Here is a 17,992-nt window from a genome sequence, read left to right as displayed (position 1 = left end):
GGCGCGCGCTGGGCCAGACTTGCGCGGCCCTCGCCGACCGTTGCCGCACCTGCGCCCATGACCCTGTTCCGCACCTTCGACCTGCGCGCCCGTGACTGGGGCGTGGTGTGCGCCGCCGCCGCCCTCGGCCTGCTGCTGACGGCGGCGGGTTACCGCCTGGCCCGGCTCAACGCCGACGCCACGTTCGAACGCGCGCTGATCGCCATCGGCCGCGAGCTCAACGATGCGCTGGAGGCACAGCTCGTGCGGGCCACCGAGCTCGCGCGCGCGACGAGCTGGTTCGTGCAGGCGAGCCAGCCGGTCAGCGCCGAGGCGTTCCGCACCTTCACCGCGCCGGCGCTGCGCGCGCCGGGTGGCGTGCGCCAGCTCGAATGGCTGCCGCTGGTGCGCGACGACCAGCGCGACGCCTTCGAGGCCGCGGCGCGCGCCGCCGAGGCACCGGGCTTCGGCATCGTCGAGCCCGACGACGAGCCCGACACGGTGCGCCCGGCCGAGCGCCACCCGGTGTACTTCCCGCTGCGTTACGTCGAGCCGCCGACCGACGCCCCGCTCGGGCTCGACGTCGCGGTGATGCCGGCGCAGCGGCGGGCGATCGACGCGGCCGCGCGGACCGGCCAGCCGGTGGCCTCGGCGGTGTTCCGCTACCTCAGCCACGCCGTGGCGCCGATGCAGAGCGAGATCGACCGGCTCGCCTTCGTGGTGTTCGCGCCGGTGTACCGCGGCGGCCCGGTCAACCTCGGCGACCGGGCGGCGCTCGCCGGCGGCGTCACCGCCTTCGTCACGCTGCGCGAGCTGCTGCTGCCGATCGGCGAGCGCGCCGCACGCGCCGGCGTGGCGATCGAGATCAGCGATCCGGGCGACGGCGACGTCGGCTGGCGCTTCCAGTCGCCGCCGCAGTCGTACCCGCAGGCCGCGGGGCGGGCGCCGTCGGTCGCCGGCTACGACCGCCTGCGCGGCGTGCTGACGCTGCCGGTGGCGGTGCCCGGCCGCACCTGGCAGCTGCGGGCGCAGCCCACCGCGGCGCTGCAGGCACGCTACGAGGACCCGCTGCCGTCCTTCGTGCTGCTCAGCGGCACGCTGACCTCGCTGCTGGTCGCCGGGCTGGTGGCGCAGAGCCTGCGCGGGCAGCGGCGCCTGCGGCTGGAGCGCGAACGCCTGCGCCACATGACCGACCGCCTGCCGGTGGGGGTGTTCCAGCTCAACGTCGCCGACGGGCAGTCGCCGCAGGTGCGCTTCATCAACCGCAGCGCCGCGCCACTGCTGGGGCTGCCGGAGGAGGTGCTGATCCACCACCACGAGCGCCTGACCGAGAACATCGTGGTCGAGGACCGCGAGCGCCTGCGCACGACCTTCGCCGCGGCGGCGGCGCGGCGCGGCGCCTGCACGCTGGAGCTGCGCGTGCAGGTCGGCGACGAGCGCCGCTGGCTGCTGCTGAGCGCGCTGCCCGAGGCCGACGCGGGCGCGGGCGCGGGCGTGGTGTTCAACGGCTACATCGAGGACGTGACCGAGCGGCGCGCGGCGACCGCCAGCCTCAATGCGCTGCTCGCCGAGCAGGCGGCGCTGTTCGACAACGTGCAGGTCGGCATCGCCTTCCTGGTCGACGGCCGGGTGGTGCGCTGCAACCGGCGGCTGGCGGAGATCCTCGGCCACGCCGACCCGGCGGTGCTGCTCGGCGTCGATGCCACCTTCGTGCACCTCGACGCGCCGAACGCCGCGGCGCTGGCCGGTGAGCTGTCGCACACGCTCGACAGCGGCGCCGACCTGCTCGACACCGAGGTGCGCCTGCAGCGGCTGGACGGCACGCCGTTCTGGGCCCACCTGGTCGGCAAGGGGCTGAGCCTGCCCGGCGGCCTGCACGGGCGGCTGTGGATGATCGACGACATCGACGCGCGCAAGCGCGCCGAGGCCGAACTCGCCGAGCTGCTCGCCTTCCAGCGCGGGCTGATCGACACCATCCCGATCCCGTTGTTCTTCAAGGGCGCGGACGGGCGCTTCCTCGGCTGCAACCGCGCCTACGAGCGCGCCTTCGGCACGCGGCGCGAGTTCCTGACCGGGCGCACCGTGCTCGATCTCGACTACCTGCCCGAGGCCGACCGGCGCGCCTACCACGCCGAGGACCTGGCGCTGATCGCGCACGCCGGCACCGCCGAGCGGCAGTTCGCGATCACCTTCGCCGACGGCAGCGCACACGAGGTGCTGTACTCGGTGAGCGGCTTCCACTACGACGACGGCCGCCCCGGCGGCCTCATCGGCACGCTGGTCGACGTCAGCCCGCTGCACGCCGCGCAGCGCGCGCTGCAGGCGGCGATGGAGGAGCAGACGGCGATCTTCGAGTCGGCGGGACTCGGCATCGTGCTGCTGCACGACCGCGAGATCCGCCGCTGCAACACGCAGTTCGAGCAGATGCTCGGCTACCCCCCCGGCGCGCTGATCGGGTGCCCGACCCGCTGCCTGTACCCCGACGAGGCGAGCTTCCGCGCCCTCGGCGAAGCCGCCTACGGGCAGATGCGGCTCGGCGAGACCTTTCGCAGCGAATGGCAGCTGCAGCGCCGCGACGGCAGCTCGCTGTGGTGCCGCCTCGCCGGGCGCGCGCTCGACCCCGCCGCGCCGGCGCACGCCTCGGTGTGGGTGATCGAGGACTGCAGCGCCGAGCGCGCGGCGGCCGAGGCACTGCGCGAGGCGCGCGACCGCGCCGAGGAGGCGACGCGGGCGAAGTCGGCCTTCCTCGCCAACATGAGCCACGAGATCCGCACGCCGATGAACGCGGTGATCGGCATGGCCTACCTGGCGCTGCGCACCGAGCTGACGCCGCAGCAGCGCGACTACGTCGGCAAGATCCACAACGCCGGCACCGCGCTGCTCGGGGTGATCAACGACATCCTCGACTTCTCGAAGATCGAGGCCGGGCGGCTCGACCTCGAACAGGTGCCGTTCGAACTCGAGGAGGTGATGAGCAACCTGTCGACGCTGGTCGGCCATCGCGTGCTGGAGAAGGACCTCGAACTGCTGTTCGACGTGCCGGCGGGGCTGCCGAGCACGCTGGTCGGTGACCCGCTGCGCCTCGGCCAGGTACTGGTGAACCTGGTCGGCAACGCGGTCAAGTTCACCGAGCACGGCGAGATCGAGGTGCGCTGCAGCCTGCGCGAGTGCATCGGCGAGCGCATCTGCCTGCAGTTCTGCGTGCGCGACACCGGCATCGGCATGAACGCCGAGCAGATCGGGCGGCTGTTCCGCGCCTTCGAGCAGGCCGACGGCTCGACCACGCGCCGCTACGGCGGCACCGGGCTCGGGCTGGCGATCGCGCGCCGGCTGGTGGAGCTGATGGGCGGCACGCTGGAGGCTTCGAGCACGCCGGGGACGGGCAGCACCTTCCGCTTCAGCGCCTGGTTCGGCCTCGCCCGAGAAACGCCACGCCGCGTCGGCGTGCTGCCGCTCGGCCTCGAGGGACGGCGGGTGCTGGTGGTCGACGACAACGCCACCGCGCGCAGCATCCTGGTCGAGCAGATGGCGCAGATGCCGTTCCGCATCGACCAGGCCGAATCGGGCGCGGCGGCGCTGCGCGCGGTGGCGCAGCACGACTACGACCTGCTGCTGATGGACTGGCGCATGCCGGGGCTGTCGGGGGTGGACACCGCGCGCGCGATCCGCGCCGAAGCCGAGCACGCGCACCGCCCGGCGATCGTGATGATGACCGCCTTCGCCCGCGACGAGGTGCGCCACGCCGCCGCCGGGCTCGAGCTCGACGGCTTCCTGACCAAGCCGATCAGCGCCTCGCAGCTCTTCGATACCGTGGTCGGGCTGTTCGGCGACGCCGGGCACGCGCTGGAAAGCACGAGCGCGGCCCCCGCCGGGGTATCGCTGCACGGGCTGCACCTGCTGCTGGTGGAGGACAACGACATCAACCGCCAGATCGCGACCGAGCTGCTGGAGAGCGCGGGCGCGCAGGTCACCGCGGCGACCGACGGGCGCACCGCGGTGCAGGCGGTGCGCGACGGCAGCGAGCGCTTCGACCTGGTCCTGATGGACCTGCAGATGCCGCTGCTCGACGGCTACGGCGCGACCCGCGAGATCCGCGCCGACGGGCGCTTCGCCGTGCTGCCGATCATCGCGATGACCGCGCACGCGATGGTCGAGGAGCGCGAGCGCTGCCTCGCCGCCGGCATGAACGACCACGTCGCCAAGCCGATCGACCCCGACCACCTGTACCGCACCGTGGCGCGCTGGTGCGGGCGCGCCACGGAGCCGGCAGCGGCGCCGGCGCCGGCGCCGGCGCCGGCGGCGGCCGACGCGCCGTCGGGCGTGCTCGACACCGCCGCGGGGCTGCGCCGCGTCGGCCACAACCCGGCGCTGTACCGGCGCCTGCTGCAGCAGTTCCTGAACGAGCACGCCGCTGCCGCCGACAGCGTGGCCGCCGCGCTCGCCGCCGGCGAGCATGCGCGCGCCGAGCGCTGCGCGCACAGCCTGCGCGGGGTCGCCGGCAACATCGGCGCGGCCGCGCTCGCCGAGGCCGCTGCCGCGCTCGAACGCGCGCTGCACGACGGCGCGGCGACGGCGCCGGCACTCGCCGAGGTCGCCCGCCTCGGCGACGAGCTGCGCACGGCGCTCGTCGCCTACCTCGACGCCACCGCCGCCGACGCTCCCGACGCCGCCCCGGCGGCGGAGGTCGACCCGGCCGAGCTGCGCGCGTTCGTCGCGCGGCTCGCGGCGCGGCTCGCGGACAGCGACAGCGAGGCGCTCGACCTCGTCGCCGCGGCGCCGGGCGGCCTGCGCGCGCTGTTCCCGACGGAGGATCACGCGGCCTTCGAGAATGCGGTACAAGGCTTCGATTTCGACGCCGCGCTGGCGCTGCTGCGTTCCGCGGCGCGCGAGCGCTTCCCCGACCTGGAGGTGTGAGATGGAACAGCCACTCGCCGGCAACGCGCGGCAGACGGTCCTGGTCGTGGACGATACCCCCGACAACCTGACGCTGATGAGCGGCCTGCTGAAGGGCCTGTACACGACCAAGGTGGCGATCAACGGCGAGCGCGCGCTGGCGATCGCCCGCGCCGAGCCACGCCCCGACCTGATCCTGCTCGACGTGATGATGCCGGGCCTCGACGGCTACGAGGTGTGCCGGCGGCTCAAGGGCAGCGAGATCACCGCCGACATCCCGGTGATCTTCCTGACCGCGCGCAGCCAGCCCGAGGACGAGGAACTCGGCCTCGGGCTCGGCGCCGTCGACTACATCACCAAGCCGATCAGCCCGCCGATCGTGCTCGCGCGGGTGCGCAACCACCTGCTGCTGAAGCGCGCCGCCGACTTCCTGCGCAACCAGAACGCGCTGCTCGAACAGGAGGTGGCCCGCCGCACCGAGGAGATCGCGCGCGTGCAGGACACCACCATCCTCGCGATGGGCTCGCTCGCCGAAACCCGCGACAACGAGACCGGCAACCACATCCGCCGCACCCAGCACTACGTGCGTGCGCTCGCGCTGCGCCTGCGCACGCACCCGCGCTTCGCCGCCGAACTCGACGACGCGACCATCGAGCTCCTGTTCAAGTCGGCGCCGCTGCACGACATCGGCAAGGTCGGCATCCCCGACCGCATCCTGCTCAAGGCCGGGCCGCTCACCGCCGAGGAGTTCGAGGTGATGAAGACCCACACCACGCTCGGGCGCGATGCCATCGCCAGCGCCGAGCGCCTGCTCGGCAGCAGCAACTCCTTCCTGCGCCATGCCCGCGAGATCGCGCACTACCACCAGGAGAAATGGGACGGCTCGGGTTATCCCGAAGGGCTCGCCGGCGACGCGATCCCGGTCTCGGCGCGGCTGATGGCGCTCGCCGACGTCTACGATGCCCTGATCAACCGGCGCTGCTACAAGCCGGCCTTCAGCCACGAGGAGGCGGTGCGCATCATCGGCGAGGGCCGCGGCCGGCATTTCGACCCCGACATGACCGACGCCTTCCTCGCCATCGCCGAGGAATTCCGGCAGATCGCCGCGCGCTTCGCCGACGCACATCACTGACCCGCACCTGCGCCGGGCGGGCACCCGGTGCAGGTGCGCGATTCACCATCGGAGAAGCCCGATCAAATGATTTTCGTCAAATGAAACCGCATAAAGATACTGCACCTGAAATACGGGATTACCCTAGGATAAAACCATGCGACAAAAGCCCGCTGCAGGCCGTGATAATTGCCGCGACCGCCAATACAAGTAATTGATGCGACTATGGGAAACCGACCTGTCATGCAGCATTCGGGGGACTGTCGGGGTGGAGATTGACTTGCCACCCGGCGTGGGTAAAGAATGGCCCCCAGAAACGGCCCCCGCAGGGGGTCGGCAGCCGGAGCTTGATAATACCGGCGCAAAATACCTGGGGGTTGATGTTGCCTGTCGTATCCAGCGCTTGCGAGTGCGTTCGGCGTCGTGGATCCATTCCCGTGGCCGACGGCATTACGATTCCGGGCCTTGCCTTTCCCCGCTCCCATCCCTATCGCTTCCCTGGCGTTGTCCGCGCGCGCATGGGCGGCGTTTGACTGAAATCCGGCCCGGCGCACGGCCGTGCCCGGGCGGAAGGCTTGAAGTCCGCGGTGCCGGACTTCGTGCCGGTGCCCCGCGCCTGCGGGCGGACCGGCGGGCAGATATCGGGTGGCCCCCACCCGGGGGCTTTTGATTCGACAGAGGAGATGCGTGCAATGTCCGACGAAAAGATCTATCCCGTCCCGGCCGAAGTCGCCGCGAACGCCTGGATCAACGAAGCCAAGTACCAGGAGATGTACGCACGCTCGGTCAACGACCCCGATGGCTTCTGGGCCGAGCAGGCCGAGCAGTTCGTGACCTGGTTCAAGCGCTGGGACAAGGTCAGCGACAACGACTACAAGGCCGGCCGCATCCGCTGGTTCGACGGCGCCAGGCTCAACGTCAGCTACAACTGCCTCGACCGCCACCTCGAAAAGCGCGGCGACCAGGTGGCGATCATCTGGGAAGGCGACAGCCCGGACGAAGACCGCAAGATCACCTACCGGCAGCTGCACGAGGAGGTCTGCCGCTTCGCCAACGCGCTCAAGGACCTCGGCGTCAAGCGCGGCGACCGCGTCTGCATCTACCTGCCGATGATCCCCGAGGCCGCCGTGGCGATGCTGGCCTGCACCCGCATCGGCGCCGCGCACTCGATCGTGTTCGGCGGCTTCTCGCCCGACGCGCTGCGTGACCGCGTCGTCGACGCCTCCTGCGCCGTCGTCATCACCTCCGACGAATCCATGCGCGGCGGCCGCGCCGTGCCGCTGAAGGCCAACGCCGACAAGGCCGTCGCCGCCGCCGACTGCGTCAGGCACGTGGTGGTGGTCAGGCGCACCGGCGGCAAGGTCGCGTGGACCGAAGGCCGCGACGTCTACTACCACGACATCGTCGCCGCCGCCTCGTCCGACTGCCCGCCCGAGGAGATGGACGCCGAGGACCCGCTGTTCATCCTCTACACCTCCGGCTCCACCGGCAAGCCGAAGGGCGTGCTGCACACCACCGGCGGCTACCTGCTCTACGCCGCGATCACCCACAAATACATCTTCGATTACCACGACGGCGACATCTACTGGTGCACCGCCGACGTCGGCTGGGTCACCGGCCACAGCTACATCGTCTACGGCCCGCTCGCCAACGGCGCCACCACGCTGATGTTCGAAGGCGTGCCGACCTACCCGACCTCGACCCGCTTCTGGGACGTGGTCGACAAGCATCAGGTCAACATCTTCTACACCGCCCCGACCGCGATCCGCTCGCTGATGCGCGACGGCGAGGAGCAGGTCAAGGCCACCAGCCGCAAGTCGCTGCGCCTGCTCGGCTCGGTCGGCGAGCCGATCAACCCCGAGGCCTGGGAGTGGTACCACCGCGTGGTCGGCGACAGCCGCTGCCCGATCGTCGACACCTGGTGGCAGACCGAGACCGGCGGCATCCTGATCACCCCGCTGCCGGGCGCCACCGCGCTGAAGCCGGGCTCCGCCACCCGCCCCTTCTTCGGTGTGGTGCCGGCGCTAGTGGATGCCGAGGGCAAGGAGTTGGAGGGCGCGACCGATGGCAATCTCGTCATCAAGCGTGCTTGGCCCGGCCAGATGCGCACGATCTTCGGCGACCACCAGCGCTTCATCGAAGCCTATATGTCGACCTATCCCGGCACCTACTTCACCGGTGACGGCGCCCGCCGTGACGAGGACGGCTATTACTGGATCACCGGCCGCGTCGACGACGTCATCAACGTCTCCGGCCACCGCATGGGCACGGCCGAGGTCGAGAGCGCGCTGGTACTGCATCCGGCCGTCGCGGAAGCGGCCGTGGTCGGCTTCCCGCACGACATCAAGGGCCAGGGTATCTACGCCTACGTCACGCTGATGGCCGGCATCGAGCCCACCGAAGCGCTGCGCAAGGAACTGGTCGCGCACGTGCGCAAGGAGATCGGCCCGATCGCCACGCCCGACGTGATCCAGTGGGCGCCGGGCCTGCCGAAGACCCGCTCGGGCAAGATCATGCGCCGCATCCTGCGCAAGATCGCCGCGAACGAGGTCGATGGCCTCGGTGACACCTCGACGCTCGCCGATCCGACCGTGGTCGACGACCTGATCGACCACCGCGCCGTCAAGTAAGCGCACGCCGCACGGCAGGCCCCGGTCCCCCCGCAAGGGGGCCGGGGCCTGCGTTCGTCTGCACGCCGGCCGCGGCGTCACGCGCCCGCGAACACGTCCGTGCTCGCATAACGCAGGCCGGAATCGACGACGAGCGTGGCCACGGTGGCGCCCGGTCCGAGGCGCGCGGCGATGCGCAGCGCCCCCACCACATTCGCGCCGGTCGACGGGCCGGCGAAGATCGCCTCCTCCCGCGCCAGCCGGCGGGCCATCGCTCTGGCCTCGTCGGTGCTGACCGCCACGATCTCGTCCACCGCCTGCGGCTGCCACAGCGGCGGGATGAAGCCGATGCCGATGCCCTCGATGCCGTGCGCGCCCGAGGGGCCGCCCGACAGCACCGCCGACTCCGCGGGCTCCACCGCCACCACGCGCACGCCGGGGGCGTGGCGACGCAGCGCGTGCGCGGTGCCGCGGATCGAATGCGCGGTGCTGACCGCCTGCACGAAGGCATCGACGCGCCCGCCGCTCTGCGCCCAGAGCTCCTCGCCGAGCGCGTGGTAGCCGGCCTCGCCGTCGCGGTTGTTGAGCTGGTCCGCCCACCAGTGGCCCGGCCGCCGGCTGATCCCGGCCGCCGTCGCGATCATCGTGCGGATCAGCGCCGCCGAGATCCTGCCGTCGCCGCTCGGCACGTCGGTGACCGTCGCGCCGTAGGCGCGCATCATCGCGCGCTTCTCGTCGCTGAACGCGTCGGAGAACACGCAGTGCGCCTTGAAGCCGAGCGCGCTGCAGACGAAGGCGAGTGAGATCCCGGTGGTCCCGGCGGTGTACTCGACCACCGTCCCGCCCGGCGGCAGCCGCCCGGACGCCGCCGCGCGCTCCACCAGCGCACGCGCCAGGCGGTCCTTCATGCTGCCGGTGGGGTTGGCCGATTCGAGCTTCAGCACCACGCGCGCGCTGCCCGGCGGCACGATGCGCCGCAACGCGACGAGCGGCGTATGGCCGATCGCCTCCAGCACGCCGTCGGGCGCCGGCATGTTCAGGCTCCGCGCCGGCCGCCCGGCGACACGGGCGGCCTAGGGTTCGACGACGACGACATGCGCCTGGATCCTGCCGTCCACCGCGCCCGTGCCGAAGCACCGGGCGAGGGCTGCGGCGGCGGCGGCGGTGGCCTCGGCGAGGCGCGCGGGATCGCGGGACTCGATCTCGTTGCGCAGCGGCGTGCCCTGGCAGTAGGCGATGGCCGGAAGCTCCGGCGTATCCGCGCGACTGCGCGCCGCCACGGTCGTGAACGCCGGCGGCCGCGCGAAGCCCCCGCGCGCGAGATCGTCGGCGATGGCGGCGGTGTCGTGGTAGCCGTGCGGCACGCGCGCGAGGAACCGCGGCGGATCGTCGGGAAACACCTCCGCCAGCGCCGCGGTGACGACATCGGCAAACTCGTTGTGGCCGATGTGATCCCACACGTTGAAGACGAACGCCCCCCCCGGACGCAGCACGCGCTTCGCCTCCGCGAAGGCCCTGGCCTTGTCGGGAAAGAACATGGCCCCGAACTGGCAGACCACCGCGTCGAAGGTGGCATCGGCGAACGGCAACTGCTGGGCGTCGGCCTGGCGCCACTCGACGGGACGGCAGGTGCCGAGCGCAGCGGCGTGATCGAGCATCGGCGGGTTCAGGTCGGTGGCGACGATCGTCGCCGTCGCCGGCAGGACCTCGGCGAGCTGCCGCGTCACCACCCCGGTGCCGGCGGCGATTTCGAGCACCCGGGCGGGCGCGCGCTGCGCGACGCGGGAGGCCAGCTCCACGGCATACGGCGCGAAGATCAGCGGCACCAGGTAACGTTCGTAGAACGGCGGGATGGAACCCGCGAAGACGCGATCCGACGCAACGGCATGCATACCAGCCTCCGCGCGGCGGAAGCGGCCCCGGCCGCCCGGTGACGACGTCCCGCCCTGCCACAAGCGTAGCGGGCCCCGCCACCGGCTCCACCTGCCGCGATCGCGGGGCAGAGCGCCCCGCAGGGGTTCGATGCGGACGTTGAAGCCGCGGCCGCTGCGGCGTCAGGCGGCTCCCATCATGCCGGTACCCGCGCGACGTCCCCCCTCGTGGCCGCATCGCCCCGCCTGCAACGCCGCAGCCAGAAGGGCATCGCCGCCAGGCCGAGCCCGAACGACGCGAAGCCGGCCGGCTCGGGCACGGCGACGGGCACGTCGTCCGGCAGGACATCCGAACCCGAGCCCACGATATTGGTGCCGAAGCCACCGGGATTCGGGGTGAACACGCCGAGCCGGTTGGTGTCGGTCAGCATGTCGTTCAGGCCGGCATAGGTGACGATCTGCGCGCTGAGCGCCGATTCGCCTTCGATGTTGAAGACGTTCCAGTACGTCGTGCCGTCCGAGCCCGAATCCACGATATTGGTGCCGAAGCCGCCGGGATTCGGGGTGAACACGCCGAGCCGGTTGGTGTCGGTCAGCATGTCGTTCAGACCGGCATAGGTGACGATCTGCGCGCTGAGGGCCGATTCGCCTTCGATGTTGAAGACGTTCCAGTACACGGCGTGTGCCGGCGCCGTGCCGGCGACGAAAAGGCAGAATCCCAGTCCGAGTGCCCGATCAATCGCTCTTGATATTGTCATTTCGAACGCCCCCGGTAGTCGGTGAAACCATCTGCATGCCCCAACATGCACCTTCCACACCAGGCGTCGTGCCATTTTTGGAATCAGCCGGTTGCTTTCCGGGCAGCGTTCAGCGCGCTCGAACCGTCGTAAAGAATCCAGACGCTCACGTGCTCATCGCCCGCGATCATCCGCACAACGGCATGGCGCGGGACAGGAGCGACGGAGCAGACCGGGGATGGATGGCCGCGGCGATCGGCGAGTCGGCGCCGGCTCGCGACCACGCGCCTTCGCCCAAGGCCGTTCCGCCTGCCTGTGCGGCGCACCACGCGCGAGGCATCCGGTTCCGGTCGGAAAGGGTCACCGCCCCCGACGCCGCGGGCGCCTACGCTTGTCCTGTCCCCCCGCCGCCGCGCGGCGGGCACCCTCCGTCAGCAGCGACCCGCGAGGCACCGCATCGATGATCACCGAAATCGCACAGATCGACGTCAAGGCCGGCCTGGAGGAGGCGTTCGAGGCCGGGGTGGCGCAGGCGGCACCGCTGTTCAGGCGTGCACAGGGCTGCCTGCACCTGGAGTTGCAGCGCTCGATCGAAAAGCCCAGCCGCTACCGGCTGGTCGTCGCCTGGGCGACGCTCGAAGACCATACGGTGGCGTTCCGCGGTTCGAGCGACTTCCAGGCCTGGCGCGCGCTGGTCGGGCACTGCTTCGAGGCGCCGCCCGAGGTCGAGCACACCTACCGGGTCTTCGACGGGTTCTGACGCGGCGGGCGCTGCGCCCGATCGCCGCCGGACTGGCGCCCGGGGCCGCACAAGGTAGTAAAGTGCCAGCAGCCCGCGCCGCCCAGAGGGCGCGCGGGGTTCCGGCACCATCGTCAGGACTTCACCCCCGGAGGCCGCCCCCATGAGCGAAGTGGACCCGATCGTCGGTACCTGGTACCGCGACCTCGAATCCCGCGCGCTGTTCGAAGTCGTCGCCTACGACGAGGACGGCCGCACCGTCGAGGTGCAGTACCAGGACGGCGAGATCGAGGAGATCGACGCCGACGACTGGTACGAACGCCTGCTCGAAGCGGTCGAGGCTCCCGAGGACTGGGCCGGCGCCTTCGACGACGAATCCGACCTCGGCTTCGGCGACGTCGCCAGCGCGCGCAACGGCCACGACGACCCCTTGCGCGGCCTCGACTGAGCGCCCCGCGCATCGGTCGAAACCGCCCGGCGCCCTCCTCTCCCCCGCCTCCGGGGGCGGGGACCGGGTCTGAATCGGTCGCAAGGCCGTGGAAAACCCTCATCCCCGGCCCTTTCCCCCCGAGGGGGAAGGCTGAAAGGGGGCGAAGGCCGGGCGTTTTGGCCCCTCTCCCCCTGGGAGAGGGGTGGGGGGTGAGGGTTCCTGCACCGTCGTACCCCTGGCCTCAGGCCGGTTGCGGGGCGCCGCCGCGCTCGCCGGTCTGCAGCCGCCACAGCGCGGCGTAGCTGCCGCCCCGGGCGAGCAGTTGCTCGTGGGTGCCCGCCTCGACGATGCGCCCGCGCTCCAGCACGCAGATGCGGTCGGCATGGCGCACGGTGGACAGCCGGTGCGCGATCAGCAGCGTCGTGCGCCCCACCACCATCTGCTCCAGCGAGTGCTGGATCGCCGCCTCGGTTTCGTTGTCGACCGCCGAGGTGGCCTCGTCGAGCACGAGGATCGGCGCGTCCTTGAGGATCGCGCGGGCGAGGGCGAGGCGCTGGCGCTGGCCGCCGGAGAGCTTCTGGCCGCGCTCGCCGATCGCGGTGTCGTAGCCCTGCGGCAGGCGTTCGATGAACTCGTGCGCCTCGGCGGCCTGCGCGGCGGCGACAATCGCCGCGCGCGAGGCACCGAAGCTGCCGTAGGCGATGTTGTCGGCCACCGTGCCTTCGGTGAGGAAGCTGTCCTGGCTGACGAAGCCGATCGCGTGACGCAGGTCGCGCAGGTCGAGCTCGCGGATGTCGCGCCCGTCGAGGCGGATCGCGCCGCGTTCGATCTCGAAGAAGCGCAGCAGCAGCCTCGCCAGCGTGGTCTTGCCCGAACCGGTGTTGCCGACGAACGCCACGGTGTGGCCGGCGGGGATGCGCAGCGTGACGTGTTCGAGCACCGGCTGCGTGCCGTAGGCGAAGCTCACGTCGTCGAACTCCAGCTCGCCGCGCACCGCGGCGCGCGGCAGCGGGGTGCGCCCGCCGGCGCTGCGCACCGGGGTTTCGAGCAGGCCGAGCACGCGGTCGATCGAGGCCATCGAGCGCTGGTAGAGGTCGGTGATCTCGGCGAGCCCGGTGAGCGGCCACAGCAGGCGCTGGGTCAGGAACACCAGCACGCTGTAGGCGCCGACCGCGAGCTCGCCGTCGAGCGTCAGCCAGCCGCCGTAGACCAGCGTGGCGACGAAGCCGGCCATGATCGCCATGCGGATCACCGGGGTGATCGCCGCGCTCCAGGCGATCGCCGCGTGGTTGGCCTCGCGGTAGGCGTCGCTCTCGGCGCGGATGCGGTCGAGCTCGTAGTCCTCGGCGGTGAAGGCCTTGATCGTCGCCACGCCGAGGATGTTGTTGTTGAGCCGCCCGTTGACGCGCCCGGCCTGCTCGCGCACCGCGGCGTAGCGCGGCGCCAGCCGGCGCTGGAAGAAGAAGGCGCCGTAGAGGATGAAGGGCACCGGCACCAGCGCCAGCACCGCGATCTGCGGCGTCAGCACGAAGAACACCAGGCCGACCAGCAGCGACGAGCAGAACACCTGGATGATCTGGTTGGCGCCGCCGTTGAGGAAGCGCTCGAGCTGGTTGATGTCGTCGTTGAGGATCGCCAGCAGGTTGCCGGTGCTGCGCTCCTCGAACCAGCCGAGGTCCAGGTGCTGGACGTGGTCGTAGGCTTCGAGGCGCAGGTCGTGCTGCAGCGCCTGCGCGAGGCCGCGCCACTTCAGCGAGTACAGGTACTCGAACAGCGACTCGCACACCCAGATCGCGATGGTCAGCGCGCCGAGCAGCAGCAGCTGGTGCTTGACGTCGGGCAGGCCGAGGCGCCCGAGCAGGGCGTCGCCGCGGTTGACGACGCTGTCCACCGCCACGCCGATCAGCACCTCGGGGAGGATGTCGAAGAGCTTGTTGAGCGCCGAGTACAGCGTGGCGAGGCGGATGTCGCGGCGGTAGGCGCGCGCGTGGTGCCAGAGGCGCTGCAGGGCATGCATCGGAGCGGCGCTCCTCGCGGCTACGGGGGTGGCGATGATACGCCGCGCACCGCGCGAGCGGCGCGGCTAGCCCGGCTCGCGCGGCGCGGCGTACCATCGCGCACCGCGCCGCCCCAGGAGAAACCCGATGCGCCGTCGCCTGCTCCCGCTCGTGCTCACCCTCGCCCTCGGCGCCTGCGCCACCGAGCCGCCGGCGCCGCCGGTCGGCACCGCGATGAGCACCGCGCAGATCGACGCGGCGGGCGTGGCCGTGCTCGACCGCATCCTCACCGGCGTGCGCCCGGCGCGCGACCTCGCGATGAACCGCTTCGTGCGCTGCGTGGCCGATGCGCTGATCCAGCAGCTGCCCGACGACCCGTCGCGCTGGCAGGTGATCGTGATCGACGACCCGGCGGCCAACGTGGTCGCGCTGCCGGGCCGCGGGCTCGTCGTCAGCGCCGGCCTGCTGACGCTGGTGCGCCACGAGAAGGGCATTTTCGGCAAGATCGCCAACGCCTTCGAGTCGCGCCCCGAAAGCGCCGTCCCCTACGACCAGGAGCCGATGGCCGGCGCGATCGCCCACACCCTCGCCCACTATGCCAGCGCGCAGGCGGCGCAGCAGGCCGCGGGCAGCGCCCTCGGCGAGGAGATGCGCCGGCTGCTCGCCACCGGCCGGGACGGCTACCCGCCGTCCTACGACCGCGAGCAGGAAGCCGCGACCGACCGCGCCGCGTTCGCGCTGATGGCACGCGCGGGCTTCCACCCGCGCGGCATGCTCGCGCTGTGGCAGGACTTCGACACCGCGACGACGATGGACTACGCGCAGGGCCTGCGCGCGCCGCGCTTCCTCGGCGTGCACCCGCTCGACCGCGCGCGGCTGAAGGCGCTCGAAGCCGGGGCGGCGCAGGCCCTGCCGGCCTACGACGAAGCCGGGGGCCAGGGCCACCGCCCCGCCTGCGGCTGAGCCGGCGCCGCGCGCGCCGTTGCCGCCCGCGCGCCGGGGGACGATGATCGCGGCATGCGCACCCTCGACGACCTCGCCTTCGACAACACCTACGCCCGCCTGCCGGACGCCTACTTCAGCCGCGTCGCGCCGCAGCCGCACGGGCGCCCGACGCTGCTGCACGTGAACCCCGCCGCCTGCGCGCTGCTCGACCTCGACCCCGCCGAGGCCGCGCGCGACGACTTCGCCCTGCGCTTCAGCGGCCACGCGCCGCTGCCGGGCGCCGAGCCGATCGCGACCGTCTACGCCGGCCACCAGTTCGGCGTGTACGTGCCGCAGCTCGGCGACGGCCGCGCGCTGCTGCTCGGCGAGGTGGTCAACGCCCGCGGCGAACGCTGGGAGATGCAGCTCAAGGGCGCCGGGCTGACGCCGTACTCGCGCATGGGCGACGGCCGCGCGGTGCTGCGCTCGACGATCCGCGAGTACCTGTGCTCCGAGGCGATGCACGGCCTCGGCATCCCGACCACGCGCGCGCTGTGCCTGGTCGGCACCGACGGGCCGGTGTACCGCGAGACCGTCGAGACCGCCGCGGTGCTGACGCGCCTGGCGCCGAGCCACGTGCGCTTCGGCCACTTCGAGTTCTTCAGCTACACCGGCCGCCCCGAGCACGCCGCGCGGCTCGCCGACCACGTCATCGCCCAGCACTTCCCGGCGCTCGCCGGGCTGCCCGAGGCCGAGCGCCGAGCCGCCTGGTACGCCGAGGTGGTGCGGCGCACCGCGCGGCTGATCGCGCAGTGGCAGGCGGTGGGCTTCGCCCACGGCGTGATGAACACCGACAACATGAGCATCCTCGGGCTGACCCTCGACTACGGCCCGTTCGGCTTCCTCGACGCCTACCGGCCCGGCTTCATCTGCAACCACTCGGACGACGCCGGGCGCTACGCCTTCGACCAGCAGCCGCGCGTGGGCTGGTGGAACCTCGCCGCGCTCGCCAACGCGCTGGCGCCGATCATCGCCGACCACGACGCGCTGCGCGCCGCGCTCGACGACTACGCACCGGCCTACCTCGCGCACCGGCAGGCGCTGCTCGCGGCCAAGCTCGGCCTGGCCGAGACGCGCGACGGCGACGAGGAGCTGGTCGAGGACTGGCTCGCGCTGCTCGCGCGCTTCGGCCTCGACTACACCAACGGCTTCCGCGCACTTTGCGAACTCGCGCTCGATGCCGAGCGCCACGCGCTGCGCGACCACGTCCCGGACCGCGAGGCCTTCGACGCCTGGGCGGCGCGCTACACCGCCCGGCTGCGCGCCGAGGGCTCGGTCGACGCCGAGCGTCAGGCACGGATGCGGCGCACCAACCCGAAGTACGTGCTACGCAATTACCTGGCACAGACCGCGATCGAGCGCGCGCAGGCCGGCGACCTCGGCGAGGTCGACCGCCTGCTGCGCGTGCTGCAGGCACCGTTCGACGAACACCCGGACGGCGCGGCCTACGCCGCCGAGCCGCCCGACTGGGGCCGGCACATCGCGGTGAGCTGCTCGTCCTGAACCCGGCACCGACGGAGGGCCCGCCATGCGGCAGTACCGTATCGCCCTGATCCCCGGCGACGGCATCGGCACCGAGGTGGTCGACGCCGCCTGGCAGGTGCTCGCCGCCGCCGCGGCGCGCCACGGCTTCGCGCTCGCCGCCGAGGCCTTCCCGTGGTCATGCGCCCACTACCTCGCGCACGGCCGGATGATGGACGCCGACGGCCTGGAGCGGCTGAGCGCCTTCGACGCCATCCTGCTCGGCGCGGTCGGCTGGCCGGCGACGGTGCCCGACAGCGTCTCGCTGCACGGGCTGCTGCTGCCGATCCGCAAGGCCTTCGACCTCTACGTGAACGCCCGCCCGCACCGCCTGCTGCCCGGCGTGCGCGGGCCGCTGCGCGCCGAGGACTTCGACCTGCTGGTGATCCGCGAGAACACCGAGGGCGAGTACAGCGGTGCCGGCGGGCGCGTGCACGTCGGCACGCCGCACGAGGTCGCGGTGGAGACCTCGATCTTCACGCGCCGCGGCGTCGAGCGCGTGCTGCGCCACGGCTTCGAGCAGGCGCGCCGGCGCAGCGGCCGGCTCGCCTCGGTGACCAAGTCCAACGCGCAGAAGCACACCATGGTGTTCTGGGACGAGGTCACCGAGCAGCTCGCCGCCGAGTACGCCGACGTCCAGTGCACGCGCTACCACGTCGACGCCATCGCCGCGCGGCTGATCACCCACCCCGCCTCGCTCGACGTGGTGGTGGCGTCGAACCTGTTCGGCGACATCCTCACCGACATCGGCGCCGCCATCCAGGGCGGCCTCGGCTTCGCCGCCTCGGCCAACGTCAACCCCGGCGGTGGCGTGCCCGGGATGTTCGAGCCGGTGCACGGCTCCGCCCCCGACATCGCCGGGCGCGGGCTGGCCAACCCGCTGGCGACGATCTGGGCCGGCGCCCTGATGCTCGAACACCTCGGCGAAGCCGCCGCCGGCGCCGCGATCATCGCGGCGATGGAAGCGGTGACCGGCGCCGGCCGCGTCGCCACCCCCGACATGGGCGGCCGCGCGAGCACCGCAGAGGTCGCCGCGGCGGTGGCGGCGGCGCTGGCGGACGGCTGAGGCGCTGGCGCGCGACGACGTGCCGTGCACCGGGCGATGCGCCGGCGGCGGGCCG

Annotated in this window: 12 protein-coding genes; 8 read left to right on the top strand and 4 right to left on the bottom strand. The window is 72.2% G+C overall.

The window, feature by feature from the left end; translation table 11 throughout:
• The first annotated feature begins 57 nt into the window (after positions 1-57).
• From EV699_RS00355 to acs, 3 genes are all read left to right on the top strand, one after another.
• Complete coding sequence (locus EV699_RS00355) at positions 58-4,893, top strand: CHASE domain-containing hybrid sensor histidine kinase/response regulator (protein WP_165903969.1); 4,836 nt, start codon at positions 58-60, stop codon at positions 4,891-4,893.
• 1 nt (position 4,894) lies between these two features.
• Complete coding sequence (locus EV699_RS00350) at positions 4,895-6,004, top strand: response regulator (RefSeq protein ID WP_132537962.1); 1,110 nt, start codon at positions 4,895-4,897, stop codon at positions 6,002-6,004.
• A gap of 671 nt (positions 6,005-6,675) precedes the next feature.
• Entirely contained in the window at positions 6,676-8,613 is a 1,938-nt protein-coding gene (acs, locus tag EV699_RS00345; RefSeq protein WP_132537961.1) for an acetate--CoA ligase, read from the top strand.
• A 77-nt stretch (positions 8,614-8,690) separates the two neighbouring features.
• On the opposite strand, the gene EV699_RS00340 is transcribed toward acs, so the two are convergent.
• The 3 genes from EV699_RS00340 to EV699_RS00330 form a co-directional block, all read right to left on the bottom strand.
• The gene (locus tag EV699_RS00340; RefSeq protein ID WP_132537960.1) at positions 8,691-9,626 is read right to left on the bottom strand and encodes a PLP-dependent cysteine synthase family protein; all 936 of its coding nucleotides are present in this window, start codon (positions 9,624-9,626) and stop codon (positions 8,691-8,693) included.
• Between the two features lie 39 nt (positions 9,627-9,665).
• Positions 9,666-10,484 (bottom strand): class I SAM-dependent methyltransferase, encoded by an 819-nt coding sequence (locus EV699_RS00335; protein ID WP_132537959.1) that lies wholly within the window; start codon positions 10,482-10,484, stop codon positions 9,666-9,668.
• A gap of 176 nt (positions 10,485-10,660) precedes the next feature.
• Positions 10,661-11,140 carry a PEP-CTERM sorting domain-containing protein gene (locus EV699_RS00330; protein WP_132537958.1) on the bottom strand — a complete coding sequence of 160 codons (480 nt, stop codon included), beginning with the start codon at positions 11,138-11,140 and terminating at the stop codon, positions 10,661-10,663.
• A 520-nt stretch (positions 11,141-11,660) separates the two neighbouring features.
• On the opposite strand from EV699_RS00330, the gene EV699_RS00325 reads away from it, so the two are divergent.
• Together EV699_RS00325 and EV699_RS00320 are read left to right on the top strand one after the other, a co-directional pair.
• Positions 11,661-11,960: an antibiotic biosynthesis monooxygenase family protein gene (locus EV699_RS00325; protein WP_132537957.1), complete on the top strand. Its 300-nt coding sequence runs from the start codon at positions 11,661-11,663 to the stop codon at positions 11,958-11,960.
• Between the two features lie 142 nt (positions 11,961-12,102).
• Positions 12,103-12,387 carry a DUF6763 family protein gene (locus EV699_RS00320; protein WP_132537956.1) on the top strand — a complete coding sequence of 95 codons (285 nt, stop codon included), beginning with the start codon at positions 12,103-12,105 and terminating at the stop codon, positions 12,385-12,387.
• A gap of 223 nt (positions 12,388-12,610) precedes the next feature.
• On the opposite strand, the gene EV699_RS00315 is transcribed toward EV699_RS00320, so the two are convergent.
• A complete protein-coding gene (locus EV699_RS00315; RefSeq protein WP_132537955.1) occupies positions 12,611-14,386 on the bottom strand; it encodes an ABC transporter ATP-binding protein in 1,776 nt (591 codons plus the stop codon).
• 127 nt (positions 14,387-14,513) lie between these two features.
• Between EV699_RS00315 and EV699_RS00310 the strand changes: the two genes are divergently transcribed.
• From EV699_RS00310 to EV699_RS00300, 3 genes are read left to right on the top strand one after another with little or no spacing between them, the layout of a single operon-like run.
• Positions 14,514-15,329 carry a M48 family metalloprotease gene (locus EV699_RS00310; protein ID WP_132537954.1) on the top strand — a complete coding sequence of 272 codons (816 nt, stop codon included), beginning with the start codon at positions 14,514-14,516 and terminating at the stop codon, positions 15,327-15,329.
• Positions 15,330-15,383: 54 nt separating this feature from the next.
• Positions 15,384-16,853 carry a protein adenylyltransferase SelO gene (locus EV699_RS00305; RefSeq protein WP_132537953.1) on the top strand — a complete coding sequence of 490 codons (1,470 nt, stop codon included), beginning with the start codon at positions 15,384-15,386 and terminating at the stop codon, positions 16,851-16,853.
• 25 nt (positions 16,854-16,878) lie between these two features.
• Complete coding sequence (locus EV699_RS00300; protein ID WP_132537952.1) at positions 16,879-17,937, top strand: tartrate dehydrogenase; 1,059 nt, start codon at positions 16,879-16,881, stop codon at positions 17,935-17,937.
• Positions 17,938-17,992: the final 55 nt, after the last annotated feature.

Source organism: Plasticicumulans lactativorans (assembly GCF_004341245.1).
In the GTDB taxonomy this organism is placed as follows: domain Bacteria; phylum Pseudomonadota; class Gammaproteobacteria; order Competibacterales; family Competibacteraceae; genus Plasticicumulans_A; species Plasticicumulans_A lactativorans.
Note: the sequence above shows the minus strand (reverse complement) of the source record. Positions and strands in the feature narration are given on the sequence as shown.

Bases quoted from the DNA above. Each gene is read 5' to 3' on its own strand.
- EV699_RS00355 (WP_165903969.1), top strand. From the start codon at position 58: ATGACCCTGTTCCGCACCTTCGACCTGCGCGCCCGTGACTGGGGCGTG.
- EV699_RS00350 (WP_132537962.1), top strand. From the start codon at position 4,895: ATGGAACAGCCACTCGCCGGCAACGCGCGGCAGACGGTCCTGGTCGTG.
- acs (WP_132537961.1), top strand. From the start codon at position 6,676: ATGTCCGACGAAAAGATCTATCCCGTCCCGGCCGAAGTCGCCGCGAAC.
- EV699_RS00340 (WP_132537960.1), bottom strand. From the start codon at position 9,626: ATGCCGGCGCCCGACGGCGTGCTGGAGGCGATCGGCCATACGCCGCTC.
- EV699_RS00335 (WP_132537959.1), bottom strand. From the start codon at position 10,484: ATGCATGCCGTTGCGTCGGATCGCGTCTTCGCGGGTTCCATCCCGCCG.
- EV699_RS00325 (WP_132537957.1), top strand. From the start codon at position 11,661: ATGATCACCGAAATCGCACAGATCGACGTCAAGGCCGGCCTGGAGGAG.
- EV699_RS00320 (WP_132537956.1), top strand. From the start codon at position 12,103: ATGAGCGAAGTGGACCCGATCGTCGGTACCTGGTACCGCGACCTCGAA.
- EV699_RS00315 (WP_132537955.1), bottom strand. From the start codon at position 14,386: ATGCATGCCCTGCAGCGCCTCTGGCACCACGCGCGCGCCTACCGCCGC.
- EV699_RS00310 (WP_132537954.1), top strand. From the start codon at position 14,514: ATGCGCCGTCGCCTGCTCCCGCTCGTGCTCACCCTCGCCCTCGGCGCC.
- EV699_RS00305 (WP_132537953.1), top strand. From the start codon at position 15,384: ATGCGCACCCTCGACGACCTCGCCTTCGACAACACCTACGCCCGCCTG.
- EV699_RS00300 (WP_132537952.1), top strand. From the start codon at position 16,879: ATGCGGCAGTACCGTATCGCCCTGATCCCCGGCGACGGCATCGGCACC.